The organism is Providencia sp. PROV150, assembly GCF_028481025.1.
GTDB classification, from domain to species: Bacteria; Pseudomonadota; Gammaproteobacteria; order Enterobacterales; family Enterobacteriaceae; genus Providencia; species Providencia hangzhouensis.
Genome location: NZ_JAMPPJ010000033.1, coordinates 1 through 25,660, shown reverse-complemented (window position 1 = coordinate 25,660; position 25,660 = coordinate 1). Strand labels below are relative to the sequence as shown.

The 25,660-nt window shown below is 39.9% G+C and carries 24 protein-coding genes; 21 read left to right on the top strand and 3 right to left on the bottom strand.

The genetic code is table 11. From position 1 onward, the window contains the following. Window positions 1–93 precede the first annotated feature (93 nt). From ybeD to lipA, 3 genes are all read left to right on the top strand, one after another. A complete protein-coding gene (gene ybeD, locus PSE83_RS19295; protein WP_004257083.1) occupies window positions 94–357 on the top strand; it encodes a DUF493 family protein YbeD in 264 nt (87 codons plus the stop codon). 230 nt (window positions 358–587) lie between these two features. After that, window positions 588–1,202, top strand: a complete 615-nt coding sequence (gene lipB, locus PSE83_RS19290) for a lipoyl(octanoyl) transferase LipB (RefSeq protein ID WP_071585879.1) — start codon at window positions 588–590, stop codon at window positions 1,200–1,202. Window positions 1,203–1,325: 123 nt separating this feature from the next. Next, window positions 1,326–2,291 carry a lipoyl synthase gene (lipA, locus tag PSE83_RS19285; protein WP_272661032.1) on the top strand — a complete coding sequence of 322 codons (966 nt, stop codon included), beginning with the start codon at window positions 1,326–1,328 and terminating at the stop codon, window positions 2,289–2,291. A 143-nt stretch (window positions 2,292–2,434) separates the two neighbouring features. On the opposite strand, the gene cspE is transcribed toward lipA, so the two are convergent. Together cspE and PSE83_RS19275 are read right to left on the bottom strand one after the other, a co-directional pair. Further along, window positions 2,435–2,644 (bottom strand): transcription antiterminator/RNA stability regulator CspE, encoded by a 210-nt coding sequence (cspE, locus tag PSE83_RS19280; protein WP_004257099.1) that lies wholly within the window; start codon window positions 2,642–2,644, stop codon window positions 2,435–2,437. 216 nt (window positions 2,645–2,860) lie between these two features. Further along, a complete protein-coding gene (locus PSE83_RS19275) occupies window positions 2,861–3,319 on the bottom strand; it encodes a methylated-DNA--[protein]-cysteine S-methyltransferase (protein ID WP_004257101.1) in 459 nt (152 codons plus the stop codon). Between the two features lie 288 nt (window positions 3,320–3,607). Here PSE83_RS19275 and nrdH point away from each other — a divergent pair, with 288 nt between their 5' ends. From nrdH to emrB, 11 genes are all read left to right on the top strand, one after another. Then, the gene (gene nrdH / locus PSE83_RS19270) at window positions 3,608–3,835 is read left to right on the top strand and encodes a glutaredoxin-like protein NrdH (protein ID WP_036957963.1); all 228 of its coding nucleotides are present in this window, start codon (window positions 3,608–3,610) and stop codon (window positions 3,833–3,835) included. A gap of 8 nt (window positions 3,836–3,843) precedes the next feature. Beyond that, a complete protein-coding gene (gene nrdI, locus PSE83_RS19265; RefSeq protein ID WP_004257105.1) occupies window positions 3,844–4,257 on the top strand; it encodes a class Ib ribonucleoside-diphosphate reductase assembly flavoprotein NrdI in 414 nt (137 codons plus the stop codon). Window positions 4,258–4,268: 11 nt separating this feature from the next. After that, entirely contained in the window at window positions 4,269–6,401 is a 2,133-nt protein-coding gene (gene nrdE / locus PSE83_RS19260) for a class 1b ribonucleoside-diphosphate reductase subunit alpha (RefSeq protein ID WP_004257107.1), read from the top strand. A gap of 12 nt (window positions 6,402–6,413) precedes the next feature. Beyond that, a complete protein-coding gene (gene nrdF / locus PSE83_RS19255; protein WP_112307280.1) occupies window positions 6,414–7,385 on the top strand; it encodes a class 1b ribonucleoside-diphosphate reductase subunit beta in 972 nt (323 codons plus the stop codon). 760 nt (window positions 7,386–8,145) lie between these two features. Beyond that, window positions 8,146–9,345: a glycine betaine/L-proline ABC transporter ATP-binding protein ProV gene (gene proV / locus PSE83_RS19250; RefSeq protein ID WP_004257111.1), complete on the top strand. Its 1,200-nt coding sequence runs from the start codon at window positions 8,146–8,148 to the stop codon at window positions 9,343–9,345. Continuing rightward, a complete protein-coding gene (gene proW, locus PSE83_RS19245) occupies window positions 9,338–10,513 on the top strand; it encodes a glycine betaine/L-proline ABC transporter permease ProW (protein ID WP_004257114.1) in 1,176 nt (391 codons plus the stop codon). Before proV ends, proW begins: the two co-directional genes overlap by 8 nt. A gap of 102 nt (window positions 10,514–10,615) precedes the next feature. Continuing rightward, window positions 10,616–11,611, top strand: coding sequence for a glycine betaine/L-proline ABC transporter substrate-binding protein ProX (proX, locus tag PSE83_RS19240; protein WP_004257119.1), 996 nt, complete (start codon window positions 10,616–10,618; stop codon window positions 11,609–11,611). 131 nt (window positions 11,612–11,742) lie between these two features. Further along, the gene (locus PSE83_RS19235; RefSeq protein WP_172767380.1) at window positions 11,743–12,942 is read left to right on the top strand and encodes an MFS transporter; all 1,200 of its coding nucleotides are present in this window, start codon (window positions 11,743–11,745) and stop codon (window positions 12,940–12,942) included. Between the two features lie 661 nt (window positions 12,943–13,603). After that, a complete protein-coding gene (gene mprA / locus PSE83_RS19230; RefSeq protein ID WP_004257124.1) occupies window positions 13,604–14,119 on the top strand; it encodes a transcriptional repressor MprA in 516 nt (171 codons plus the stop codon). A 216-nt stretch (window positions 14,120–14,335) separates the two neighbouring features. Then, complete coding sequence (gene emrA / locus PSE83_RS19225; RefSeq protein WP_164565439.1) at window positions 14,336–15,517, top strand: multidrug efflux MFS transporter periplasmic adaptor subunit EmrA; 1,182 nt, start codon at window positions 14,336–14,338, stop codon at window positions 15,515–15,517. 13 nt (window positions 15,518–15,530) lie between these two features. Then, window positions 15,531–17,069: a multidrug efflux MFS transporter permease subunit EmrB gene (gene emrB, locus PSE83_RS19220; protein WP_036957964.1), complete on the top strand. Its 1,539-nt coding sequence runs from the start codon at window positions 15,531–15,533 to the stop codon at window positions 17,067–17,069. A gap of 106 nt (window positions 17,070–17,175) precedes the next feature. Here the strand turns inward: emrB and PSE83_RS19215 are convergent, their stop codons facing one another. Continuing rightward, window positions 17,176–18,270, bottom strand: coding sequence for a tRNA/rRNA methyltransferase (locus PSE83_RS19215; RefSeq protein WP_004257138.1), 1,095 nt, complete (start codon window positions 18,268–18,270; stop codon window positions 17,176–17,178). A 171-nt stretch (window positions 18,271–18,441) separates the two neighbouring features. Between PSE83_RS19215 and PSE83_RS19210 the strand changes: the two genes are divergently transcribed. The 7 genes from PSE83_RS19210 (at window position 18,442) to PSE83_RS19180 (ending at window position 25,466) form a co-directional block, all read left to right on the top strand. After that, on the top strand, window positions 18,442–19,143 hold the full coding sequence (locus PSE83_RS19210; protein ID WP_198634119.1) for a tRNA-uridine aminocarboxypropyltransferase: 702 nt from the start codon (window positions 18,442–18,444) through the stop codon (window positions 19,141–19,143). Between the two features lie 228 nt (window positions 19,144–19,371). Next, the gene (locus PSE83_RS19205; protein WP_096864975.1) at window positions 19,372–22,017 is read left to right on the top strand and encodes a bifunctional acetate--CoA ligase family protein/GNAT family N-acetyltransferase; all 2,646 of its coding nucleotides are present in this window, start codon (window positions 19,372–19,374) and stop codon (window positions 22,015–22,017) included. A gap of 159 nt (window positions 22,018–22,176) precedes the next feature. After that, complete coding sequence (pssA, locus tag PSE83_RS19200) at window positions 22,177–23,532, top strand: CDP-diacylglycerol--serine O-phosphatidyltransferase (RefSeq protein WP_004257145.1); 1,356 nt, start codon at window positions 22,177–22,179, stop codon at window positions 23,530–23,532. Window positions 23,533–23,603: 71 nt separating this feature from the next. Further along, window positions 23,604–23,936, top strand: a complete 333-nt coding sequence (locus PSE83_RS19195; RefSeq protein WP_004257147.1) for a YfiM family lipoprotein — start codon at window positions 23,604–23,606, stop codon at window positions 23,934–23,936. Between the two features lie 117 nt (window positions 23,937–24,053). Further along, on the top strand, window positions 24,054–24,377 hold the full coding sequence (locus PSE83_RS19190) for an antibiotic biosynthesis monooxygenase family protein (protein WP_004257149.1): 324 nt from the start codon (window positions 24,054–24,056) through the stop codon (window positions 24,375–24,377). Then, a complete protein-coding gene (locus PSE83_RS19185; protein WP_004257151.1) occupies window positions 24,370–24,759 on the top strand; it encodes a hypothetical protein in 390 nt (129 codons plus the stop codon). The genes PSE83_RS19190 and PSE83_RS19185 overlap by 8 nt, the downstream gene beginning before the upstream one ends. After that, window positions 24,756–25,466, top strand: coding sequence for an ArsR/SmtB family transcription factor (locus tag PSE83_RS19180; RefSeq protein WP_112307282.1), 711 nt, complete (start codon window positions 24,756–24,758; stop codon window positions 25,464–25,466). Before PSE83_RS19185 ends, PSE83_RS19180 begins: the two co-directional genes overlap by 4 nt. Window positions 25,467–25,660: the final 194 nt, after the last annotated feature.

Below are 25,660 nucleotides of genomic sequence, written 5' to 3'. Positions count from 1 at the left end.
GAAATGTTTGTTGGATGAATACATCTCATTGGCTGGTTTAATACCAGCCAATCTTTTTCAGCCAGCAGCCCAATTTAAAAATTAGGAGTGCCCATGAAAACGAAATTAGGTGAACTGCTTGAGTTCCCATGCCCATTAACCTACAAAGTGATGGGCTTGGCACAGCCTGAACTGGTTGATCAAGTGATTGAAGTGGTACAGCGTCATGCGCCAGGTGACTATAGCCCAGACGTAAAACCAAGTAGCAAAGGCAATTATCACTCAGTTTCTATTACTATCAATGCAACTCATATTGAACAAGTTGAAACCTTGTATACTGAGTTAGGTGCATTAGAGTTAGTGAAAGTTGTACTTTAAACAACAAGTTATCAAAGGCCGAATAGTCTACTGTTATTCGGCCTTTTTCATTTTTATGCCCTACGTTAAAATGCAATATATTCACTCCTAAATAACATTTGTTTCCAATCTAAATCACATTTTATGCAAGCATCCAGTCGTATGTTAACTTGAAGTATGGCAAACATAGGCGTTATACTGCCCGCAACGATAAAGACAACGTGGACACCTAAATTTTGTCAGATAGATGTATAACCATACGCCAACTTGGCCTTGCTCCTTATCAAACTGTTTCTGATGCTATGCACCAATTCACAGAACACCGTACGCCAGAAACCCATGATGAAATTTGGCTAGTTGAACATCCTCGCGTATTTACCCAAGGCCAAGCCGGAAAAGCGGAGCACGTTCTTGCCCCTGGTGATATCCCTGTTATCCAAAGTGATAGAGGCGGCCAAGTTACCTATCATGGGCCAGGGCAACAAGTGATGTATGTTATGCTCGATCTAAAACGCAATAAAATTGGTGTTCGTGAGCTAGTTACCGCATTAGAAAATACCGTCGTAAATACCCTTGCCCATTTTAATATTGCAGCGTATCCTCGCCCTGATGCTCCCGGTGTCTATGTTAATGGCGACAAAATTTGCTCCCTCGGATTACGCATAAGGAAAGGCTGTTCTTTTCATGGCCTCGCATTGAATATTGATATGGATCTTGAACCCTTTAATCGTATTAATCCTTGTGGTTACAGTGAATTAAAGATGACTCAAATGAGTAATCTTGCTCCCAAAGTATCAGTTTCCGATGTTCAGCCTGTGCTAATTCGCCAATTCTGTGACACACTAGGATTTCATATTGTTCAATAATAATGCTATAATTTTTTAACATTTTTAAAAAATATTTTAATGAATGGATAACAGTCTCCATTCAGTTTTATTTAGAATTATCACTTATCCATCAGCATAAAAGATAACTGGAACCGTCATATTATGAGTAAACCAATTCAGATAGAACGCGGAATTAAATATCGTGACGCCGACAAAATGGCGCTGATCCCTGTCAAAAACGTTGTGACTGAACGAGAAGAAATTCTACGTAAACCTGACTGGATGAAAATTAGGCTTCCTGCTGATTCCACTCGTATTCAAGGCATTAAAGCAGCCATGCGCAAAAATGGCTTACACTCTGTATGTGAAGAGGCATCATGTCCTAACCTTTCTGAGTGTTTTAACCATGGTACCGCGACCTTTATGATTTTGGGCGCTATTTGTACCCGCCGCTGCCCATTCTGTGATGTTGCCCATGGTCGCCCAAATGCACCAGAAGCCAACGAGCCCGAAAAATTAGCGCAAACTATTAAAGATATGGCGCTACGCTATGTCGTCATTACGTCTGTTGACCGTGATGACCTACGTGATGGTGGAGCACAGCATTTTGCTGATTGCATTAGTGCTATTCGTGAAAAAAGCCCATCAATTAAAATTGAAACGCTGGTTCCTGACTTCCGCGGCCGTATGGATCGCGCATTAGAGATTTTAACCGCAACACCACCTGATGTGTTTAACCATAATCTTGAAAATGTGCCACGTGTTTACCGCCAAGTTCGCCCTGGCGCTAACTATGAATGGTCTTTAAAATTACTCGAAAAATTTAAAGAAGCACATCCAAATATCCCAACTAAATCGGGGTTAATGGTCGGTCTTGGTGAAACCAATGAAGAAATTATCGAGGTTATGCGCGACTTACGTCGTCATGGTGTAACGATGCTTACACTAGGCCAATACTTACAACCAAGTCGCCATCACTTACCCGTCAAACGCTACGTCAGCCCTGCTGAGTTCGATGAAATGAAAGAAGAAGCCATGGCAATGGGCTTCACTCACGCAGCCTGTGGCCCATTCGTTCGCTCTTCTTATCATGCCGATTTACAAGCTAAAGGCGAAGAAGTTAAATAATCTCAACTGTTTAATTTATAGATAATTTATAGATGAAAAGGTCTGGTTTATATCAGGCCTTTTTTATTTTTATAGATAAAAAAACTCGCCCTAGATAGCTAGGGCGAGTTTTCAGCTGTTCGTTTTAATCTTAATTATAAAAATTACAGAGGAATAACGTTAGCAGCAGATGGGCCTTTAGCACCTTCAGTAATTTCAAATTCCACTTTTTGGCCTTCAGCTAAGGTTTTAAAACCATCGCCCATAATCGCAGAAAAGTGAACAAATACATCTTTGCTACCATCTTCTGGAGTGATAAAACCAAAACCTTTAGATTCGTTGAACCACTTAACGTTACCTTTAACTTTAGACATCAAATATTACCTTTAAAATAAAATAGACACACCATCTGTATCAAGCTCAGTACATCAGATTTCTCAGTTACTTGTCTACAACCTAGATCACGAAAATGGACTAAAAAGATAAAAAAATATTATTTATCGATAGAATAGGTTCTGATTTTGACAATAATTCTTACCAATAGTAATTATTACAACCAATAGTATTACCTATAACTAATTATTTAGTGTTTACTTCTCATGCAAAAGTAACCAATCTTTAATATCTAATCCCCCTGTATACCCCACTAATTTTCCATCATGCCCAAGTACGCGATGACAAGGAACAATTAATGAGATTGGATTACGTGAGTTTGCCATACCGACCGCACGACAATAATTTACGGAGCCTAACTTTAACGCCAAATCTTTATAGCTCCATCGCTCCCCGTAAGGGATCCCACAAAGATGTTTCCACACTTTTTTCTGAAACTCTGTTCCTTGTGGATTTAATGCAACCGTAAAAACGGTTCTTTTATGATTAAAGTATTCCTTTAATTCTTTCACACAAAGCTTGGAGTGCTCATTCTTCGTTTCTTTTTCTGTTTTTTCATCCACAAAATAGAGGCTCGTTATTCCGTCATCATCAGCCGTAATATGTATCCACGGTTTAGGAAATTTATCCGGTGTTGCTAAATATTGATGGTACATAGTATCTCCTCAAAAGGACTCAATTACCTGATTGTATATACAGTTATAGAGTAAATTATTTCCACTTTGCAATGATCTTTTTTCTTAGAGAGTCTATCTGAATCATCCAATACCATACTTTTTTATTTTCAATGTTAATAACCACCTAGCTAATAATTAGAATAATTATCATTCAATATTTTCTATTCACTACATATTGTGTGGTTGATAAGTTAAAAATCTATATATAGTATTTATATGTCACGCACCTTATTTTTACTGCTATTAAACATTCAAAAGGTAAATAACATGGCTGAGATTACCATTTATAGTAAACCTAACTGCGTTCAGTGTAATGCAACTTATCAAGCCTTAGATCGCAAATCTATTTCCTACCAAATCATTGACCTTACTGAAGACAGCCAAGCTCTTGAATTAGTCAGAAAATTAGGCTACCAGCAAGTTCCTGTTGTTATTGCGGGAGACAAACATTGGGCAGGTTTTCGACCAGACATGATTAGCTTATTAGCCGCTTAGGTGGTGTTATGAAAACGGAATCACTCATCTATTTTTCAAGTCGCTCAGGAAATTGCCATCGCTTTATTGAAAAGCTAGGTGTCCCAGCAACGCGGTTGCCTATTGGAAGCCACGAAAATAGTCTAATTGCGACAAAACCTTATGTTTTATTGCTGCCGACCTACGGTGGTGGTGGTAGCAAAGGTGCTGTCCCAAAAGAGGTGATCCAATTTCTTAATATTGAAGTCAACCGCACACTTATCCGCGGTGTTATTGCTGCGGGTAATACCAATTTTGGTGATGCCTATGCGATAGCTGGAAATATCATTGCGCAAAAATGCCATGTCCCCTACCTATATCGTTTTGAACTTCTTGGTACTGATAAAGATGTTCAGTCCGTTCAACAAGGCCTAAAAACGTTTTGGCAACGTACAAACAACTAGAGTTATTCCAAATGGATAAAATGCAAAATATATCAGATGTGGATTATCATGCGCTCAATGCGATGTTGAATTTATATGATAATGAAGGCCGTATTCAATTTGATAAAGACAAAGAAGCGGCTCACCACTATTTTCGACAGCATGTGAACCAAAACACCGTATTTTTCCATGATTTAAAAGAAAAATTAGACTTTTTAGTACAAGAAAATTATTACGAAAACAGTGTATTAGAACAATATGACTTTGAATTTATCAAAGCACTATTTAAACAGGCATACGCTCATAAATTCCGTTTTCAAACGTTTCTCGGTGCCTTTAAATATTACACGAGCTATACGCTGAAAACTTTTGATGGCAAACGCTATCTCGAACGCTATGAAGATCGCGTTTGTATGGTTGCTTTAACGCTTGCGCAAGGGAGTGAATCTCTTGCTAAATTGTATGTCGATGAAATTATTACAGGTCGTTTCCAACCTGCAACTCCCACCTTCCTTAACTGCGGTAAAAAACAACGCGGTGAGCTAATCTCTTGTTTTCTTTTAAGAATCGAAGACAACATGGAATCTATTGGCCGCTCTGTGAATTCGGCTTTGCAGCTATCCAAACGAGGTGGCGGAGTCGCCTTTCTAATGACCAATTTGCGGGAACAAGGCGCCCCAATAAAACTGATTGAAAACCAGTCTTCTGGTGTTGTTCCTGTCATGAAAATGTTAGAAGATGCATTTTCTTATGCCAACCAATTAGGTGCAAGGCAAGGCGCCGGTGCCGTCTATTTGCATGCTCATCACCCTGATATTATGCGTTTTCTTGATACTAAGCGTGAAAATGCAGATGAAAAAATACGGATTAAAACACTTTCTTTAGGGGTCGTTATCCCCGATATTACTTTCCAGCTAGCGAAAGATAACCAGGACATGTATTTGTTCTCTCCTTATGATATTGAGCGCATCTATGGGGTTCCTATGTCTGAAATTAGCGTTACAGACAAATACCATGAGATGGTCAATAACAAAGCGATAAAAAAATACAAAATTAATGCTCGGGAATTTTTCCAAACTTTAGCTGAGATCCAGTTTGAATCTGGATATCCGTATATTTTATTTGAAGATACTGCCAACCGAGCTAACCCTATCGCAGGGCGCATAAATATGAGCAATCTTTGCTCAGAAATACTGCAAGTTAATCGCCCTAGCGTTTATGAAGACGATTTGAGCTATCAACAAATTGGTAAAGATATTAGCTGTAATTTAGGCTCCATGAATATTGCTAAAACAATGGATTCACCGGATTTCGCCCAATCAATAGCTGCAGCTGTTAGAGCATTGAGCGCAGTTTCCGATATGAGCGATATTCGCTCTGTCCCTTCCATTGCTGAAGGTAACCGACAATCGCATGCGATTGGGTTAGGTCAAATGAATTTACATGGCTACTTGGCAAGGGAGCATATTTATTACGGCTCAGAAGAAGCGCTCGATTTCACCAATATCTATTTTTATGCGGTCACCTATTACGCATTAAAAACTTCAAACCAATTAGCCATCGAAAGAAAAACTGCATTTGTTGGTTTTGAACATTCAACCTATGCCTCTGGTGATTATTTTGATAAATATATCAACAATATTTGGCTACCAAAAACACAAACCGTTCAGGAATTATTCCGACGTTCGGGTATCGAAATTCCAACTCGTGAAGATTGGCAAGCTTTAAAGCAGTCTGTCATTACCTATGGGATTTATAACCAAAACTTGCAAGCAATACCTCCTACTGGGTCCATTTCTTATATCAATAATTCAACATCAAGCATTCACCCGATTGTTTCACGAATTGAAATTCGTAAAGAAGGTAAAATTGGTCGTGTCTACTACCCTGCTCCTTTCATGACGAATGAAAACTTAGAATATTACCAAGATGCTTACCAAATCGGCCCTGAAAAAATTATTGATACTTATGCCATGGCAACTCAGCACGTTGACCAAGGTTTATCTTTGACTCTATTTTTTAAAGATGATGCCACCACACGAGATATTAACCGAGCGCAAATATATGCCTGGCGAAAAGGAATCAAGACATTGTATTACATCCGATTACGCCAAACTGCCCTCGAAGGAACTGAAGTCGAAGGCTGCGTATCTTGCACTTTGTAATAGGAAAATATTATGACCACCAGCGCATCTAACACACCAGTAAAAGCCATTAACTGGAACCGTATTCAGGATGATAAAGACTTAGAAGTATGGAACCGATTAACAAGCAATTTTTGGCTTCCAGAAAAAGTGCCATTATCTAATGATATTCCGTCTTGGAATACCCTAACTGCTGCAGAAAAACAGTTGACGATACGTGTATTTACTGGTCTTACCCTGCTAGATACGATTCAAAATACGGTCGGTGCACCTTGCTTAATGCCAGATGCTCAAACCCCCCATGAAGAAGCGGTTTTGTCGAATATTAGCTTTATGGAAGCAGTACATGCCCGCTCTTATAGTTCAATATTTTCAACACTCTGCTCAACGGTTGATGTCGATGATGCATACCGCTGGAGTGAAGAAAACAATGCATTACAAAATAAAGCTAAGATCATCCTATCTTATTATTGTGATTCACATCCTTTAAAGAAAAAAATAGCAAGTGTCTTTTTAGAATCATTTCTATTTTATTCAGGTTTTTATTTACCAATGTATTGGTCAAGTAGAGGCAAATTAACCAATACCGCAGATCTTATACGCTTAATTATTCGTGATGAAGCCATACATGGCTATTATATTGGCTATAAATTTCAAAAATCATTAGCACAATATGATGAGAATACTCAGAAAGAAATTAAGGATTTTTCTTTTTCATTATTATTCGATTTATATGAAAATGAAGTAAAATATACACAAGAGCTTTATGACACAGTTGGTTGGTCAGAAGATGTCAAAAAATTCCTTCATTATAATGCGAATAAAGCATTAATGAATTTAGGTTATGAAGCCTTATTTCCTGATACGGTCACCGATGTCAGTGCTGCGATATTATCTGCTTTATCTCCTGATGCAAATGAAAATCATGATTTCTTTTCGGGCTCTGGTTCATCTTATATTATTGGTAAAGCAGTCAGTACCGAAGATGATGACTGGGACTTTTAACCAAAGCTTTAATTTAGCTTATTGATAAACATCATTCACAACAAAAAACATACCATGATGAATTATAATGATTTTATTCATCATGGTATTTTTCGGTTCAAAAAATAGACTGATTTATTCGTTTTTTATATGTATATCTGTTTAATTACTCATTTTTAATGAGTTAATCTGGCCATTAATTTCAATTCAATCAAGTTTCACTTCATTTTTCATTAATTTTATTAATCAATAAGCTATTAAATTCAATTTTTTCATCCATCAGTTCAACATCTATCCACCTAAAAATTAAATAAAATCAGTAGTCCCCATATTAATAAAAGCAAAGTGTATTATTTTTGAATAAATTCAACCTCACCAGTAAGTTAACTTTGATATGGAAATCATAAAAATTATCATCCTATAGCTCAATGACACTTTTATTTATATTAATAAAATCATTTTTCACCTCTAACTTTTTTGATTAATTATACTTAACCTAGGGTTGCCAGCTGATTTTATTATGCTAGGGTTTATTGCTTGCAAATTTTACTAATAACTCAAACGGAGGAATTTGAATTTAATCCATAATTAGCTAATCAATTAAACTAAATACAGGAATCTATGCCCTAATAATTTTCAAAGGATAATCATAGTTAGGAAACATAATTTTCAAAGGATAATCATAGTTAGGAAACATAGTGTTAACTATCACTATAGAATTCATCACTCTCAATACAGGTAATTCATTTTCCTTATTGATTGAAAATTGGGTAAATAATATATGGCAATAAAATTACAAGTTAAAAACTTATATAAAATATTTGGGGACAATCCTGATCAAGCATTTAAGCTATTAGAATCAGGTATGAATAAAGATGATATCTTTGAAAAAACAGGCCTAACCGTAGGTGTTCAAGATGTTAATCTGACGATTGAAGAAGGCGAAATCTTTGTTGTCATGGGACTTTCTGGCTCAGGAAAATCTACCTTGGTGCGCCTCCTCAATCGCCTGATAGAACCTACTAGCGGGCAAGTCATGATAGATGGAGAGGATATTTCCAATATCTCTGACAAAGCATTGCGCGAAGTTAGGCGAACAAAAATTAGTATGGTGTTTCAATCCTTTGCATTGATGCCACATATGAACGTCATTGATAACACCGCTTTTGGTATGGAACTTTCTGGTATTCCAAAAGAAGAGCGCCATAAGAAAGCCATGAATGCACTTGAGCAAGTTAATCTTGAAAAATGGGCGAATTCATACCCAGATGAGCTCTCGGGTGGGATGCGTCAGCGTATCGGGTTAGCCAGAGCACTAGCCAATGACCCTGATATTCTGTTAATGGACGAAGCGTTCTCAGCCCTTGACCCATTAATTCGTACTGAAATGCAAGATGAACTGCTCTCCTTACAAGGAGATAAACAACGCACTATTGTCTTTATTTCTCATGATCTTGATGAAGCCATGAGAATTGGTGACCGCATTGCCATTATGCAAGGAGGCGTTGTCGTTCAAGTTGGTACGCCTGATGAAATTCTCAATAATCCAGCGAATGATTATGTTAAGACCTTTTTCCGCGGTGTGGATATCAGCCAAGTATTCAGCGCTAAGGACATCGCGCGTAGGCGGCCAAATGCCCTATTACACATCGCACCGGGTTTTGGTCCCCGTTCCGCGCTAAAAGTCCTTAATGATGAAGATCGCTATCACGGTTATTTAATTTCCCGAGGACATACCTTTGCCGGAGTAGTTTCTGTTGAATCCTTAGAAAAAGCGCTTCACGAAAAAGCAGGTATAGAAGCCGCAATTTTAACTGATATCGAACCAATTCAAGGTGATACATCCTTAAATGAAGTTATTTCTACAGTAGCACAAGCCCCTTGCGCCGTTCCGGTTATTAACGAAAAAAACCGGTATTTAGGCGTGATTTCAAAAGGAATGCTGTTACAAGCGCTGGATAAGGAGACACCAAATGAGTAAGCAAAATCAAGAAACAACGACGAACCAGCAAGATCCATGGGCTGATACTGAAGTCACTGAGACACCAACACAAGGTACTGAAAATACACCAGCTGATGACCCATGGGCAGCGACAAGCTCTAGCGAGACAAATACCTCTGCAGATGATCCTTGGGGCAATGCATCAGACACAACAACACCTGCTGATACCAGTTCGAGTGATTGGCTTGATGCCGCACCGACTGATAGCATCGTGCCCGATCAGTTTAATATTATGGACCCCTTCCAACACACACTGATCCCCCTTGATTCATGGGTTACGCATGCTATCGATTGGGTTGTTCTCAACTTTCGTCCTGTATTCCAAGGAATACGCGCCCCCATTGATTTCATTCTGAGCGGGTTTGAACAATTTCTTACATCACTACCAGCTCCTGTTGCCATTATTATTTTCGCATTACTCACTTGGCAATTAGCCGGACGCGCAATGGGTGTGGCCACATTTATTTCGATGATAGCCATCGGGGCGATTGGTGCTTGGTCAGAAGCGATGGTGACACTATCTCTAGTGCTCACATCTTTACTGTTTTGTATTGTGATAGGACTACCACTGGGTATTTGGTTGGCACGTAGTGATAGAGCCGCTAAGATTATTCGCCCATTACTTGATGCGATGCAAACTACACCTGCATTCGTCTATTTAGTCCCGATTGTTATGTTATTTGGTATCGGTAATGTACCCGGTGTCGTGGTCACCATTATATTTGCTTTACCGCCAATCATTCGTTTGACCATTTTAGGGATCAAACAAGTCCCAGCTGACTTAATTGAAGCCGCTGAATCATTCGGTGCAAGTCCTCGCCAAATGCTGTTTAAAGTGCAATTGCCATTAGCAATGCCAACCATTATGGCCGGGGTGAACCAAACCTTGATGTTAGCGCTGTCGATGGTCGTTATCGCCTCAATGATTGCCGTCGGAGGCTTAGGCCAGATGGTCTTACGGGGTATTGGTCGCCTTGATATGGGTCTCGCGTCTGTCGGAGGGGTCGGTATTGTTATTCTGGCTATCATCTTAGACCGTTTTACCCAATCTTTAGGGCAAGATACTCGCGGCAAAACATCATGTCGTTGGTATCAAAAAGGCCCTATTGGGCTAGTCATGCGCCCATTTTGTAAAAAAAACCATTAATCAGAACATCCTCCATTCACCTAAGTGCCACTCACGTGGCACCTAACTTGGCTCTTAACTTTAAAGCCAAGCTCGCTGCGAAAAAACAGAGGGAACAATATAATGAAACATAAAATCATTCTTGCATCTGCACTAACAGCCATGTTTACCGTCCCATTTGCAGGTGCTAACGACCTGCCAGGTAAAGGGGTAAAAATTAACCCTGTGCAAAGTACGATCAGTGAGGAGACATTCCAAACACTGATTGTTGCGAAAGCCCTTGAAGAGCTCGGCTATGATGTCCAACCGATCAAAGAAGTCGACTATAATGTCGCTTACGCATCAATTGCGAACGGTGATGCGACTTACTTAGCCACCAGCTGGGTTCCTTTACATAATGCGCAATATGACGCCGCTGGTGGTGATAATGTGTTCTATCGTCAAGGTAATTATGTTGTCAATGCGGCTCAAGGCTACCTCATCGACAAAAAAACCGCTGAAAAATACAAGATTACCAATGTTGAACAACTCAAAGACCCTAAAATTGCCAAACTCTTTGATTCAAATGGTAATGGTAAAGCTGATTTAACGGGATGTAACCCCGGTTGGGGCTGTGAAGCAGCCATCAATAACCATTTAAAAGCCTATGACTTAGAAAAAACGGTTGACCATAACCAAGGGAACTACGCGGCAATGATGGCAGATACCATTACCCGATATAAAGAAGGTAAGCCTATTTTATATTATACGTGGACGCCTTATTGGATAAGTGATGTCCTCAAGCCGGGCCGTGATGTAGTTTGGTTAGAAGTGCCATTCTCATCAATGCCAAACGGTGAAAAAACAGACACCACATTACCTAACGGAAAAAACTATGGTTTCCCACCAAATACCATGCATATTGTCGCCAATAAAAAATGGGCTGCAGATAATCCTGCTGCAGCAAAATTATTTGAAGTAATGAAACTACCTATTGCCGATATTAATGCGCAAAACTTAAGAATGCATAATGGTGAAGCATCTCAATCGGATATTCAGCGCCACACAAATGCTTGGATCAAAGCCCATCAATCCACTTTTGATGGCTGGGTAAAAGAAGCACAAGAAGCCGCTAAGTAAGTATAAACAGCTCGATTAAGTCACCTTAGCCACCCTAGCCGGTGGCTTTTTTACATCAATGACAAAAAGAAATAAACCAAGGTAATAAATTTTGTTTATAGTAGACGCCTAGCTAATAATAGGTAATCCTCATGAAACAGACCCAAACTGCAGAGCTAACAACGGGCCTCACTATTTTAATGGCCATTGCCACAGGTCTTGTCGTTGCCAGTAATTACTATGCTCAACCGCTTTTAGACACCATTGCGGGGCAGTTTAATTTAACCACTAATATGGCTGGGTTTATTGTCACCGCGGCCCAACTGGGCTATGCGGCAGGTTTACTTTTTTTAGTCCCGTTGGGAGATTTGTTTGAACGCAAGCGTTTAATTTTAACGATGACCTTTCTTTCGACATTAGGGCTATTAATTACAGCGCTTTCAAATAATATTTGGCAAATCCTTTTAGGTACCGCCCTTACTGGACTATTTTCAGTTGTTGCACAAGTCCTGATCCCACTAGCAGCATCTATTGCTAAGCCTCATAAACGCGGTAAAGCGGTAGGAATGATTATGAGTGGGTTATTGCTGGGCATTTTACTTGCAAGAACGGTTTCAGGTGCTGTTGCTATGGTCGGTGGCTGGCGAGCGATCTATTGGGTGGCCTTTGCATTATTGATGCTGTTAATGATTGTTCTAGCCATTAAACTCCCCCGTTACCATCAAAAAGCTAACTTAAACTACTTCCAGCTCATTGGTTCTATTGGCCGGTTATTTTTCGGCACTCCAGTGCTTGCGGTACGCGCTTCTCTCGGTGCATTATCATTTGCCAATTTTGGTTTACTGTGGACCGCAATGGCTTTCTTATTAGCCAGTCCGCCATTCAGTTATTCCGAAGGGACTATAGGTTTATTTGGCTTAGTCGGTGCCGCAGGTGCCATTATGGCCTCCCAAGCAGGGCATCTTGTCGATAAAGGCAAAGGAAAGCTCATTACAACTATTGGGTTGGTGTTATTACTATTATCCTGGATACCCATCGGTTTAGCGAAATATTCCCTGGTCGCATTTATCATTGGTATTTTGGTGCTAGACCTTGCAGTACAAGCCGTCCATGTCACCAGTCAGAGTACGTTATATCGAATATTACCTGAAGCTCGTAACCGCCTAACGGCAGGCTATATGACCAGCTATTTCATTGGGGGCGCACTAGGATCTCTACTTTCAGGCTATGCCTATGAACACGCGGGTTGGGAGGGAGTTGCGATTGCAGGTGCAATCTTAACCACTCTAAGTTTAATTATTTGGGCTATCGGTATTCGCTATGATCCCATCATCACCACAACTGATGACTAAACATAACTGATATCTGTATCAATACATTTTATGATGAAAATTTTCGAGATCACATAAACATATAAAATCTCATAATACATTAAACTTATGTGACTCAATTTTACCCATCAAATCTGTTGAATATTGAATAAATAAACAGTTCATCATAAGGCCAATAATTATCAACTGTAATAGTAAACAAAGTAAATATTAGGGAATGACACAGTTAAACAAATACAATGACTCTATGAAAAGGTAGTATAACTGTTAATAAATCAAATTATTGCTATATCAGATAATGTTTAAATTATACAAAAATAAGTAATTACACCTATCCATTAAAAATATCTATCTAAGTTGTAATTATTGGGTAACAAAAAAAATGGTATTGAGTTAATGTCGTGTGATTATATATTGTTTTGTATGATTGAAATTAGCCTTTAATTAAGCATTGGCTTGGTTGTTTTATAACCAAAAATGACACTATCAGTGTAAAAAGGTCAGCCTGCTATACAAAAATAGGTAAATTACATTCATAAAATTTATGAATCATGTATCATTATCAAAATAAAATCGGCGATATTAATTAAGTATAATTGCTAATTCTATCTTTTAATATACCATTTAGGTGGTTGATGACAGTTGTAATCTTACCAACTGAAACTAATAAGGTATCCCAATAATGGAAAGTTCATTTACACCAACTGAAGAGCTACTCAATGCTCGTGTAGAACAACAAGATTCACATGAAAGTCCTATTCCGTATCAAGAAATCCTACTGACACGCCTATGCATGCATGTTCATGGGAAGTTACTTGAAACACGAAATAATATGTTAAGGTCTCAAGGTATTAATGAAACCCTGTTTATGGCACTTATGATCCTTGATACAAAAGACTCCCGCAGTATTCAGCCATCTGAACTCAGTGCGGCTCTTGGTTCCTCACGAACCAATGCAACACGAATTGCAGATGAACTGGAAAAAAATGGTTGGATTGAGCGCAAAGAAAGTCACAACGATAGACGTTGCCTTCATCTACACCTCACAGAAAAAGGGACGGAATTTTTAAATGGCCTATTACCACCTCAACACAGCGCATTAATTGATATTTGGTCTGTTTTAGATGCTGATGAGAAACAACAGCTTAACACGCTGATGCGTAAATTACTGACAAAACTGGATACTATAAAAGATTGACCATAACATTTGTAAGGTTAATGTATTTGAGCCATTCTTAAGCTCAAAGGTGAAAAAAAACTTTTCAGCCCATAATATTTCATTATCCTTTCACCCTTATGCTTTACGATATCCCATCAAACAGCAAAATCATTTGTAGTCTCAGTTTCCAGTGGTTATTACCTAACTACTGGAAACAACCGTGATCCTTATCCAGAGAAGTGGAGAAATACGAGTATGAGTTCCCCTGAGGAAATGCAACAAACGCAAACTCCCCAACGAAATAAAAAAAGGCAACGTAAAAGTGCGCTTATCTTGTTGACTCTATTATTTATTATTATAGGCGTTGGCTGGGGGGCCTACTGGTATCTCGTTCTTCGTCACTATGAATCAACGGATAATGCTTATGTCGCGGGAAACCAAGTACAAATACAATCCCAAGTTTCCGGCAGCGTGATGACTGTCAATGTGGACAACACAGATTTCGTGACAAGTGGAACTGTTTTGGTTGAACTGGACCCACGTGATGCTGAATTAGCTCTCGATAAAGCAAAAACAGAATTAGCCAACAGTGTGCGTCAAACCCGCCAGCACATGGTTAATAGCCGCCAGCTACAAGCCAATATTGAGGTCAAACGTTCTGAATTAAACCGGTTGCAAAATGATTTAAAACGTCGAGAAGTTTTAGGTAGTAGCCATGTCATTGGTAAAGAAGAACTACAACACGCAAGAGAAGCTGTCGTCAGTGCTAAAGCGGCATTAGACATGGCAATAGAACAATATAATGCTAATCAAGCCATAGTGTTAAATAGCTCAATTGAAAAACAACCCGCAGTAGAGCAAGCAGCAACACAAGTTCGAAACGCTTGGCTCACCTTGCAACGGACGAAAATCGTCAGCCCTGTTGATGGCTATGTTTCACGCCGCAGTGTACAAGTGGGTTCACAAATCACCCCTTCAACCCCATTAATGGCCATCGTTCCTTCCAATGGTATGTGGATTGATGCGAACTTTAAAGAAACACAACTTGCGGATATGCGTATCGGCCAACCTACGAAGGTCATTACTGATTTTTACGGTAAAGATATCGTATTTAACGGTACTGTTGTGGGACTTGATATGGGAACAGGTAGCGCGTTCTCTTTATTACCTGCACAAAATGCCAGTGGTAACTGGATCAAAGTAGTCCAACGCCTACCCGTACGTATAGCCTTAGATGAAAACCAACTTGAAGAATATCCATTACGTATCGGTTTATCCACCGAAGTTACGGTTGATACATTAGATAAAAATGGCAAAGTGCTTTCTAAAGGGATGCGTGATACCCCTGCTTACCATACTGCTGCATTAGCTGTAGATATGTCTCCTGCGGACAAAATAGTTACTGAGATAATTAATAATAACCTAGGAAATAAATAGTGGGGGTGCAATCGTGACGACAGCACCTTTAACGGGATCAAAACTCGCATGGATGACAATAGCCCTTTCATTGGCAACATTTATGCAAGTTCTTGATTCCACCATTGCTAACGTAGCTATTCCAACCATTGCGGGAAATTTGGGGGCATCCAACTCGCAAGGAACTTGGGTAATAACCTCTTTCGGCGTTGCCAATGCGATCTCCATCCCCATCACTGGTTGGTTAGCCCGTAGGATAGGTGAAGTCAGGCTATTTTTATGGTCTACAGGCTTATTCGCTTTAACTTCATGGCTGTGCGGTATTTCTGGCAGCTTAGAGATGCTAATCTTATTCCGAGTTTTACAAGGTTTAGTCGCAGGACCACTCATTCCTTTATCTCAAAGCCTACTGCTTAACAATTATCCTCCAGCCAAACGCAATATGGCCCTCGCCCTTTGGTCAATGACTATCGTTATTGCTCCGATTTGCGGACCGATTCTTGGTGGTTATATTAGTGATAACTACCATTGGGGCTGGATATTTTTTATCAATGTACCATTTAGTATTGCGATCATTTTTGCCATCATGCGCACCTTAAAAGGCCGTGAAACTAAAATATCTATTCAGCGCATTGATACTATTGGTTTAGTGCTATTGGTTGTTGGTATTGGTGCTTTACAGATTATGCTTGACCAAGGCAAAGAGCTGGATTGGTTTAACTCGACTGAAATTATCGTCCTGACCGTTATTGCTGTTGTCGCTATTGCCTTTTTAATTGTATGGGAACTCACCGATGACCATCCCGTCATCGACTTATCCCTATTTAAAGAACGCAATTTTACGATTGGCTGTTTGTCCTTAAGCCTTGCTTACATGCTCTATTTTGGAACGATTGTACTACTGCCCCAATTGCTACAAGAAGTTTATGGCTATACCGCAACATGGGCTGGGTTAGCCTCTGCACCTGTAGGATTATTACCGCTATTGATTACGCCAATTATAGGGCGTTTTGGTAACCGAATTGATATGCGTTATTTAGTTACATTCAGCTTTATTATCTATGCTGTTTGCTACTATTGGCGTGCTTATACTTTCGAACCTGGGATGAGTTTTGCCGAAGCTGCTTGGCCGCAATTTGTGCAAGGTTTAGCCATCGCTTGTTTCTTTATGCCTTTGACAACCATTACATTATCTGGCCTGCCGCCAGAAAAAATGGCCTCTGCATCGAGTTTATCTAACTTTACTCGTACCCTAGCTGGAGCCATTGGGACATCTATCACCACAACAATGTGGACCCAAAGAGAGTCAATGCATCATGAAAACCTCGCTGAATTTGTTAACCCATATAACCCAAATGCCCAACAGATGTACAGTGAACTGGCGAAAATAGGCATGAATGAGCAGCAAAGTGCGGCCTATCTTGCTAAAACGATTACTGACCAAGGACTGATTATGTCAGCAAATGAGATATTCTGGCTCTCAGCTGGGATTTTTATCCTACTGATGGTCATTGTCTGGTTCGCTAAGCCACCATTTGGGGCAGGTTCAAAAGACGGTGGTGGTGCTCATTAATTAGCCCAACCCAGTGAATAACTTGGTGATAGATATAAAAAAGCCATACATAGCGGGAATACATCCTTTTATGTATGGTCTTATTTTTCTGATAAAACGTAGGTGGTTATTTAACTTGGTTTTGTTGCCACCACTGGGCTAACATAATTCCTGTTGCAACAGAGACATTCAAGCTTTCCACTTTACCTGTTCCACCGATATAGAGACTCATATCGCCTTGATCCCACGTACTATCACTTAAACCATCACTCTCTTGGCCTAAAACTAAGACCATTTTGGCCGGTAACTTCGCTTTTGCGAGATCTTGACTACCTTTATGGCTAGAAGTCGTCACAATGGTATAACCCGCTTTGCGGAATTTATCCAAAGTATCTGTTAATCCATCTGCATCAATCGCTTTAATGTGTTCAGCACCACCTTCTGCAGTACGAATTGCCGCCCCAGACTCCAGCATGCCCGCATCCTGCAAAATCACACCTTTGATACCGAAATGCGCACAGCTACGCATAATTCCGCCCAGATTATGTGGATTTCCCACATCTTCCAGTGCTAATACGCAGTCATTACCTGCCGCTTGCTGCAAGTAAGCATCAGCACTCATTCCACCGCGTTTTTTAATGATAAAACAGACACCACCATGATGTTCTGTTCCCGATGCTTTCGATAACTCTTCGTCATCAACAACGTGGTAAGCTTTGCGATTTGCCGCCATCCATTTTAACGCATCACGAAAACGCGGTGTGACAGATTGCAAGAACCATGCGCGAACAATCGCATCAGGGCGGTTTTTAAACATGGCTTGGCAGGCATTCTCACCATAGATACGAGTTTCTTCTTGGCGCTGCTTACGCAATTGTTCAGGGTCAATTTGGCTCTTACCAACAATTCCGCCATGGTCATTCGTTAATTCTTCGCTATCTGGCTTAGAAACAGTGCGCCATGGTGAACGCTCGCGAGGTGCTTCATTACGGTTATCAGAGCGACGACCTTCACGCCCACCTTCAGGGCGGCTTGAGCGACCACCACGATCTTGACGGGCACCATCTCGTCTATCACCACCACGCTTGTCATTACCGCGCCTATCATCACGGCCACCGCCTCGGCGTTTATCATTACCTTTATTGTTGTCCTGCTCTTCACTGCGGACATACATCACTTTTACTTTGCCGTTTTTACCACTAAAATCATTCGAGTCGTTCATCACTATCCCCTACACTAAGCTATGGCGCGAAGATTACATGATGTTGCATGGCTACGCTACCGATTCGCACTATTATCTCATCTAAAAGTTATTGAATATACTTCTATCGTATAGAAATCGTTTTGCGTACAATATGCGCCTTAATTTTAGGCCTAAAAAATATAATTCAACATGACTTCGAATGCCGTTTATCACCTGCGTCAACAGCGCCTCGCATTATCGACTAAACCGTTTAGGGCACGAGGCTGCCGAGTAAAACGTTGCCAATATTGTTTGTTACCTAACCCACAATGCCTATGCCAAGACACCATATCATCACAAGCAAAAAGCCAATTTTGCTTGATTATGTTTGATGGTGAGGTATTTAAGCCAAGTAATACAGGAAAGTTGATTGCGGATATTTTGCCCGACACTTTGGCCTTTCAATGGTCAAGAACAGAGCCTGATGCGCAGCTATTGGCGGCACTGCAAGACACCACAAGGCAGCCCTACCTTATTTTTCCAGAAAGCTACGCTCAAAATGAACGCATCGTGGTCAATGAACCGACTTTGTCGGATAAACCCGCTTTATTTATTTTACTCGATGGGACTTGGCCTGAAGCACGCAAAATGTTTCGAAAAAGCCCTTATCTTAATGATATTCCAATGCTTTCAATTAATACCAAAGCAAGAACTGACTACTTACTCCGTACGCCATCAAGGGAAGAACAACATTGTACCGCCGAAGTTGCAGCTACCGTTTTAGAATTAGCGGGAGATTTAGACGCTTCACAACAACTCTTTAGCCACTTCAATCTTTTCCGTCAAAAATACCTTGAAGGGAAACCGCATCACCCTATTGCACAGAAGCTACTTACCGAATCCCACCTCTAACTATTTATTGGTACTGTTTTTCTCTTTCTTTTCGAGCCCAGTACCATTAAATGACAACTTTTAGATCGTCGTGCTGATAAAACGTGAACGTGCTTGTATAAATTAATTAAACTCACCAGATAAACTAGCGCAATCTCAAAGATAAGGCATAGTATTCATAAGTATCACTCAGCCACTTTTTATCTATTGAACGCTTATCTCGTTCAGCAAAGCAAAGGGTTATCAACCATGGGTTTAGTCAGTCAGTTAGAATCTTTATTCCGGCCAAAGTCTATCGTTGTCGTGGGAGCATCTGAAAACCCGAGCCGTGCAGGTTCGGTGATGATGAAAAACCTACTTACCAGCGGTTTTAAAGGTCCTATTTTACCTGTTAATCCAAACCGAAACTCTGTCCTCGGCGTACTTGCTTATCCTTCTATAGATAAATTACCGCTCAAACCTGATCTTGCCGTTATCTGTACCCATTACTCACGTAATATCTCCTGTTTACAGCAATTAGGGGAAGCTGGCTGTAAAGTGGTTATTATTTTATCATCCCCTTCCATTCAGTTTAATGAATTAAAAAAAGTCGCCCAGCAATATCAAATTCGCCTATTAGGCCCGAATAGCCTAGGTTTTCTCGCCCCATGGCAAGGTTTGAATGCAAGTTTTTCTCCAATACCAATCTTAAAAGGAAAACTCGCTTTTATCTCTCAATCTGCTGCTGTATCGAATACCGTTCTGGATTGGGCAAGGCACCGAGACATCGGTTTTTCTTATTTTATTGCCCTTGGTGATAGCATCGATATAGATATTGACGATTTACTCGATTACTTAGCGCGTGACAGCAAAACCAGCGCTATTTTGTTGTACCTTGAGAGCATTAGTGATGCACGACGTTTCTTATCATCATCTCGCAGTGCCTCACGCAATAAACCTATATTAGTGATAAAAAGTGGTCGAACCCGCAAAGCACAAAAACTACTGGGCGATAAACCTAGCCTAGATGCCGCTTACGATGCTGCTATCCAGCGTGCAGGTCTTCTTCGCGTGCAAGATACTCACGAAATGTTTTCTGCGGTTGAGACATTAAGCTATATGACTCCATTACGCGGTGAGCGTCTTTCAATCATGAGTAATGGTTCTGCCCCAGCCGCGATGGCATTAGACGAACTTCTCTTACGTAATGGTAAACTTGCAACGTTAAGTGTTGAAACAGAAAATGAATTAAGTTCACTATTACCTCTTGATTTATCGACACAAAATCCGATTGACTTAGGAGATGATTCCACCGTTGAGCGCTATATCAATGTACTGAACAAAATGCTCGATAGCCATGACCATGACGCTTTGTTACTTATCCACACTCCCAGTGCGATAACTGAAAGTAAAACCATGGCAGAAAAAATTATTAAAACTATTAAGCAACACCCACGCGGAAAGTGGCTAACCATTTTAACCAACTGGTGTGGAGAATATTCCTCTCAAGAATCTCGTCGCCTATTTAGTGAAGCTGGGATCCCTACCTACCGCACTCCAGAAGGGGCAATCACGGCGTATATGCATATGGTGGAATATCGCCGTAACCAAAAACAATTAAAAGAAACGCCAGCCCTCCCAGTAGGTATCACCGCTAATACGCAACAGGCTCATGAATATATTCAGCAAGCATTGGAAAATAATAAGCTACACTTGGATACTCATGAAGTTCAGCCAATTTTAAAAGCCTACGGGTTAAATAGCTTACCCACCTGGATTGCACATTCGAGCAATGAAGCCATTGAAATCGCAGAGAAAATTGGTTACCCCGTTGCTTTAAAACTACGTTCTCCCGATATTGTACACAAGTCAGAAGTACAAGGGGTCATGCTCTATTTACGCAATGCTAAAGAGGTAGAAGATGCAGCTAAAGCGATTATGGAACGTGTTTCAACAAATTTCCCTAATGCACGAATTGAAGGGCTACTAGTACAAAGTATGGCTAATCGAGCAGGTGCTCAAGAGCTCAGGATCGCTGTTGAACTAGACCCTGTCTTTGGCCCTCTTATCATGTTAGGAGAAGGTGGTATTGAGTGGCAACAAGAGAGCCAAGCTGCTGTAGCTCTTCCTCCGCTAAATATGGCTTTAGCTCGCTACCTAGTTATTAATGCTATTAAAGGTTATAAAATAAAATCCCGAAGTGCTTTAGAACCATTAAACATCATAGGGTTATCTGCTTTATTAGTACGAGTTTCAAATTTAATTATTGATTGCCCAAATATTACAAGGTTAGATATTCATCCATTGCTCGCCTCAGGGGATGAATTTACTTTACTTGATGTCTCCATGGCATTAAGCCCAACAGATGATGCGACAACATCAAGGCTGGCAATTCGCCCTTATCCTAGTGAGCTAGAAGAAACAATTCATTTAAAAGAAGATCTTACCTGCTTACTACGACCGATCCTCCCTGAAGATGAACCTTTGCTAAAATCCTTTATAGAGCAAGTGACTAAAGAGGATCTTTATTATCGCTACTTTAGCGAGATCAGCGAATTTACCCATGACGACCTCGCCAATATGACACAGATTGATTATGACCGTGAAATGGCTTTCGTTGCGGTAAAAAACCCCAATACTACGCCTGAAATTATTGGCGTCACGCGAGCAATGGCTGATCCTGATAACCAAGAGGCTGAATTTGCAGTACTGGTTCGCTCTGATATGAAAGGGCAAACGCTCGGTTATCAACTTATGCAAAAGTTACTTAACTATACGCGAAGCCACGGCATTAAAAAGCTAACAGCCATAACTATGCCTGAAAACCGCAATATGATAAGCCTAGCTAAAAAACTTGGTTTTGAGATTGACGTTCAATTTGAAGATGGAGTCGTTAATCTGACACTTCACTTATAGAAATATCTAAGGACACGGCTTAACTTGTATAGTAATTAAACAAGTCGTCAATTTATACTAAATGGTTTAGCTAAATATGCTATCATCCATAGATCATTCGCTTAAAAATGTGCGCAAAGCGAGTTGCTATTAGACTAATAAGAGAAAATTTACACTGTGATGTTGTCAAAATTAAAACAAGCAAAACATCAACAATATTTGTTAAGTTTACCAAAACTCTCTCAAGAAATTGCTGATGTAAAAACGCTATATAAGACAGAAGATTTTCGTGATGAACTGCTTAAACAAATTTCTCAGGCTCAAAATACTATCTACATAACGGCTTTGTATTTAGAGAAAGACGATGCAGGTAAAGACGTACTTCATGCTTTATACGCTGCAAAACAAGCTAATACATCATTGGATATCAAAATTCTCGTAGACTGGCACCGTGCTCAGCGAGGTCGCATCGGGGTTGCAGCAAACGCCACTAATGCCGATTGGTATTATGATGTTGCAAAACATTACCCTGAAATTGAAATCCCTATCTACGGCATCCCTGTAAATACACGGGAAGCTCTGGGTGTTTTGCATCTAAAAGGCTTTTTATTTGATGATACTCTACTCTATAGCGGGGCAAGTATTAATGACGTCTATTTACAACGTCATAGTAAATACCGTTACGACCGCTATCACCTGATCAAAAATAGCCAACTTACCGCATCAATGAAAAAATTTATTGATGACGCATTACTACAAGCTGATGCCATTCATTTATTAAATACGCCAACTCGACCAAAAACAGCTGAGTTTAAGCATTTAATTAAACAATTTCGTTTGGGCTTACGGGGAGCGTCCTATCAGTTTTCAGGGAATGCAACTAATGATGAGCTGTCCGTCACTCCCTTTGTTGGTCTCGGTAAGAAAAACGATTTAAACCGTGTTATCACGCATTTAATGGGTGCAACAAACAATAAACTAACAATCTGTACGCCTTATTTTAATTTGCCTGCGGTGTTAGTTAGGGTTATTAGTCGGTTACTGCGTGATGGCAAACAAGTAGAAATTATCATTGGTGACAAAACTGCCAACGACTTCTATATCCCACCTGAAGAGCCATTTAAAATTATTGGTGCATTGCCATACCTTTATGAGATCAACTTGCGCCGTTTTGTTAGTCGCTTGCAACGCTTTATAGATAGCCAGCAATTAACAGTAAGGCTCTGGAAAGATTCGGACAATACCTACCACCTAAAAGGAATGTGGGTTGATAATGACTGGCAATTAATCACGGGTAACAACCTTAACCCACGAGCTTGGGGGTTAGATCTTGAAAACGCAGTATTAATTCACGATCCAAAACAACAGTTGCAAGAGCAACGCAATCACGAGCTAGAGTGCATTCGAACTCATACTAAGGTTGTTAGCCATTTTCGTGAACTGGATAGCATCCAAACCTATCCTGTTAAAGTGAAGAAATTAATCCGACGACTACGTCGAATACGAGTCGATCGCTTAATTAGCCGCATCCTTTAGAATTTAAACAAAGCGTCACTCCGGTGGCGCTTTTACTTTGCTACTTTAATTTTTTAGGTATCTTACCAAAAATGTTTAAATCACTGATCATTAGCTTACTTATATTCATTTCAACAGGATGTACTGGTTTTCATTGGGCTAATGATAATTGGCAAGGTAAAGATAAAGCGCAGCATTTTGCATTTTCAGCCGCGATGGCTGCGGCTGGTAATGCTTATGCAGATAAACAAAACATGCAACACAGCGATGCTGCCATATTTGGTATTCTATTTTCAGTTTCTCTTGGCGCAGCAAAAGAGCTTTATGACAGCAGGCCTAATGGTACTGGGTGGAGTTGGCATGATTTTGCCTATGATGTTGCAGGGTCAATAGCAGGTTATAGTTTATATCAGTCCTTAAAGTAACCCACGCCCTTCTTTCCCATTTTTTACATTCCTCTCCTATTTTTAATATTTCGCTCACCATCGAAGTATCTATAAATTAAACCGTTATAGTTGAGCTTCTACATTAAGGAGAGTTTTATGATTGCCGTAATTTTTGAAGCCATCCCAATACCAGTGCAAAAAGAGCGTTATTTTGAATTGGCAGCCAAACTTAAATCTGAACTTATGCACATTGACGGGTTTATTGCTGTCGAACGCTTTCAATCTATTACAATAGAAGGAAAAATTCTCTCACTTTCATGGTGGGAAACAGAAGAAGCAGTAAAACAATGGAAAAACCATTTCATGCATATCGATGCACAAGTTGAAGGACAACAAACCATTTTTTCCCATTATCGAATTCGAGTTGCCCATACCTTAAAGGATTACTCATTCAATAACGAGGATAGCTTTGATGTATGATATTCATGTGATTATTGAAAACCAAGTAGGTGCTTTAGCACTATTGGCGACAACATTAGGGAAACATGGTATTGGCCTTGAAGGTGGTGGCGTTTTTTCTATCGAAGAAAAAAGTCATGCTCACTTTCTTGTTACCCAGCCAGAAAAAGCACGAGATGCCTTAACTACTGAGGGTTTACAGGTTGAAAGTATCATACAACCAGTGATCCGCAAATTAAAACAAGAACGTCCTGGCGAACTTGGAGAAATTGTTTCTCAACTCGCACTTCACCAAATTAATATCCTTGTTCAATACAGCGACCACAATAACAGGTTAATATTAATAACAGACAACAATATATTAGCCGCTGAAGTAACAAAGAAGTGGGAAAGCCAACCATGATACCAAGCAAAGATAGTATTCCCATTGAAGAAAAAGAGCCATTAGAACAATCTATCGCAAAAGTTGCCTCTGCGATTGCTGACCCTTCAAGGGTCAGTATTTTGTGTGCATTAATGGATGGCAGGGCTTGGACAGCAACAGAATTAAGCGTAGCTGCAAATATAGCCCCATCAACAACGAGTGCACACTTAACTAAACTTTTAAACAGCCACTTAATTAGTTGTCTATCCCAAGGAAGACACCGTTATTATAGGCTTGCAGGCACCGACATTGCCGAATTATTAGAAACATTAATGGGGGTATCCATGAAATTGGAGTACACCCCACCTATAACAACACCTATTCATCTGCGAAAGGCACGTACTTGCTATGATCACTTAGCCGGAGAAATTGCCGTTCAGATCTACGAATTTATGGATAAAAATGGCTGGTTTACAGCTAGAGAAAATAAATTATCAATGATTGGTGCCAATCAATTTAAAAAATTAGGTATCGACATTGATCCTAATACAAAACGAAAAATAGCATGTGCTTGTTTGGATTGGAGTGAAAGACGTATGCACCTAGGGGGACTAGCAGGAACCTTACTATTGAAATTTTTTGCAGAAAAAGAATGGATAGAGAAAACAAAAGGTTATCGAGAAATTACTTTTACTACCTACGGTAAGAAAGCTTTAAAGCGTATTTTTAATATTAATATAGCTTAACCCCCCAACAAAATAACGAACAACCCTAGAACGATTTGATAATATACTTACCAAGCTAATTACTAATTAAAAGCAGACGTAAAACTGTATTTCTCCAAACAATGCCCCAAGTCACCTACAATAGGTTATTATCCATAAAATCCAGTATGTTAGTAATACAAAAAAGCCTCGTGATTTTTATCACGAGGCTTTGA

Bases quoted from the DNA above. Each gene is read 5' to 3' on its own strand.
- PSE83_RS19275 (WP_004257101.1), bottom strand. From the start codon at position 3,319: ATGTACCATCAATATTTAGCAACACCGGATAAATTTCCTAAACCGTGG.
- PSE83_RS19215 (WP_004257138.1), bottom strand. From the start codon at position 18,270: ATGAACGACTCGAATGATTTTAGTGGTAAAAACGGCAAAGTAAAAGTG.
- emrA (WP_164565439.1), top strand. From the start codon at position 14,336: ATGAGTTCCCCTGAGGAAATGCAACAAACGCAAACTCCCCAACGAAAT.
- nrdE (WP_004257107.1), top strand. From the start codon at position 4,269: ATGGATAAAATGCAAAATATATCAGATGTGGATTATCATGCGCTCAAT.
- nrdF (WP_112307280.1), top strand. From the start codon at position 6,414: ATGACCACCAGCGCATCTAACACACCAGTAAAAGCCATTAACTGGAAC.
- PSE83_RS19195 (WP_004257147.1), top strand. From the start codon at position 23,604: ATGTTTAAATCACTGATCATTAGCTTACTTATATTCATTTCAACAGGA.
- pssA (WP_004257145.1), top strand. From the start codon at position 22,177: ATGTTGTCAAAATTAAAACAAGCAAAACATCAACAATATTTGTTAAGT.
- PSE83_RS19185 (WP_004257151.1), top strand. From the start codon at position 24,370: ATGTATGATATTCATGTGATTATTGAAAACCAAGTAGGTGCTTTAGCA.
- proV (WP_004257111.1), top strand. From the start codon at position 8,146: ATGGCAATAAAATTACAAGTTAAAAACTTATATAAAATATTTGGGGAC.
- ybeD (WP_004257083.1), top strand. From the start codon at position 94: ATGAAAACGAAATTAGGTGAACTGCTTGAGTTCCCATGCCCATTAACC.
- proW (WP_004257114.1), top strand. From the start codon at position 9,338: ATGAGTAAGCAAAATCAAGAAACAACGACGAACCAGCAAGATCCATGG.
- PSE83_RS19205 (WP_096864975.1), top strand. From the start codon at position 19,372: ATGGGTTTAGTCAGTCAGTTAGAATCTTTATTCCGGCCAAAGTCTATC.
- PSE83_RS19180 (WP_112307282.1), top strand. From the start codon at position 24,756: ATGATACCAAGCAAAGATAGTATTCCCATTGAAGAAAAAGAGCCATTA.
- proX (WP_004257119.1), top strand. From the start codon at position 10,616: ATGAAACATAAAATCATTCTTGCATCTGCACTAACAGCCATGTTTACC.
- cspE (WP_004257099.1), bottom strand. From the start codon at position 2,644: ATGTCTAAAGTTAAAGGTAACGTTAAGTGGTTCAACGAATCTAAAGGT.
- nrdH (WP_036957963.1), top strand. From the start codon at position 3,608: ATGGCTGAGATTACCATTTATAGTAAACCTAACTGCGTTCAGTGTAAT.
- PSE83_RS19235 (WP_172767380.1), top strand. From the start codon at position 11,743: ATGAAACAGACCCAAACTGCAGAGCTAACAACGGGCCTCACTATTTTA.
- nrdI (WP_004257105.1), top strand. From the start codon at position 3,844: ATGAAAACGGAATCACTCATCTATTTTTCAAGTCGCTCAGGAAATTGC.
- mprA (WP_004257124.1), top strand. From the start codon at position 13,604: ATGGAAAGTTCATTTACACCAACTGAAGAGCTACTCAATGCTCGTGTA.
- lipA (WP_272661032.1), top strand. From the start codon at position 1,326: ATGAGTAAACCAATTCAGATAGAACGCGGAATTAAATATCGTGACGCC.
- PSE83_RS19210 (WP_198634119.1), top strand. From the start codon at position 18,442: ATGACTTCGAATGCCGTTTATCACCTGCGTCAACAGCGCCTCGCATTA.
- PSE83_RS19190 (WP_004257149.1), top strand. From the start codon at position 24,054: ATGATTGCCGTAATTTTTGAAGCCATCCCAATACCAGTGCAAAAAGAG.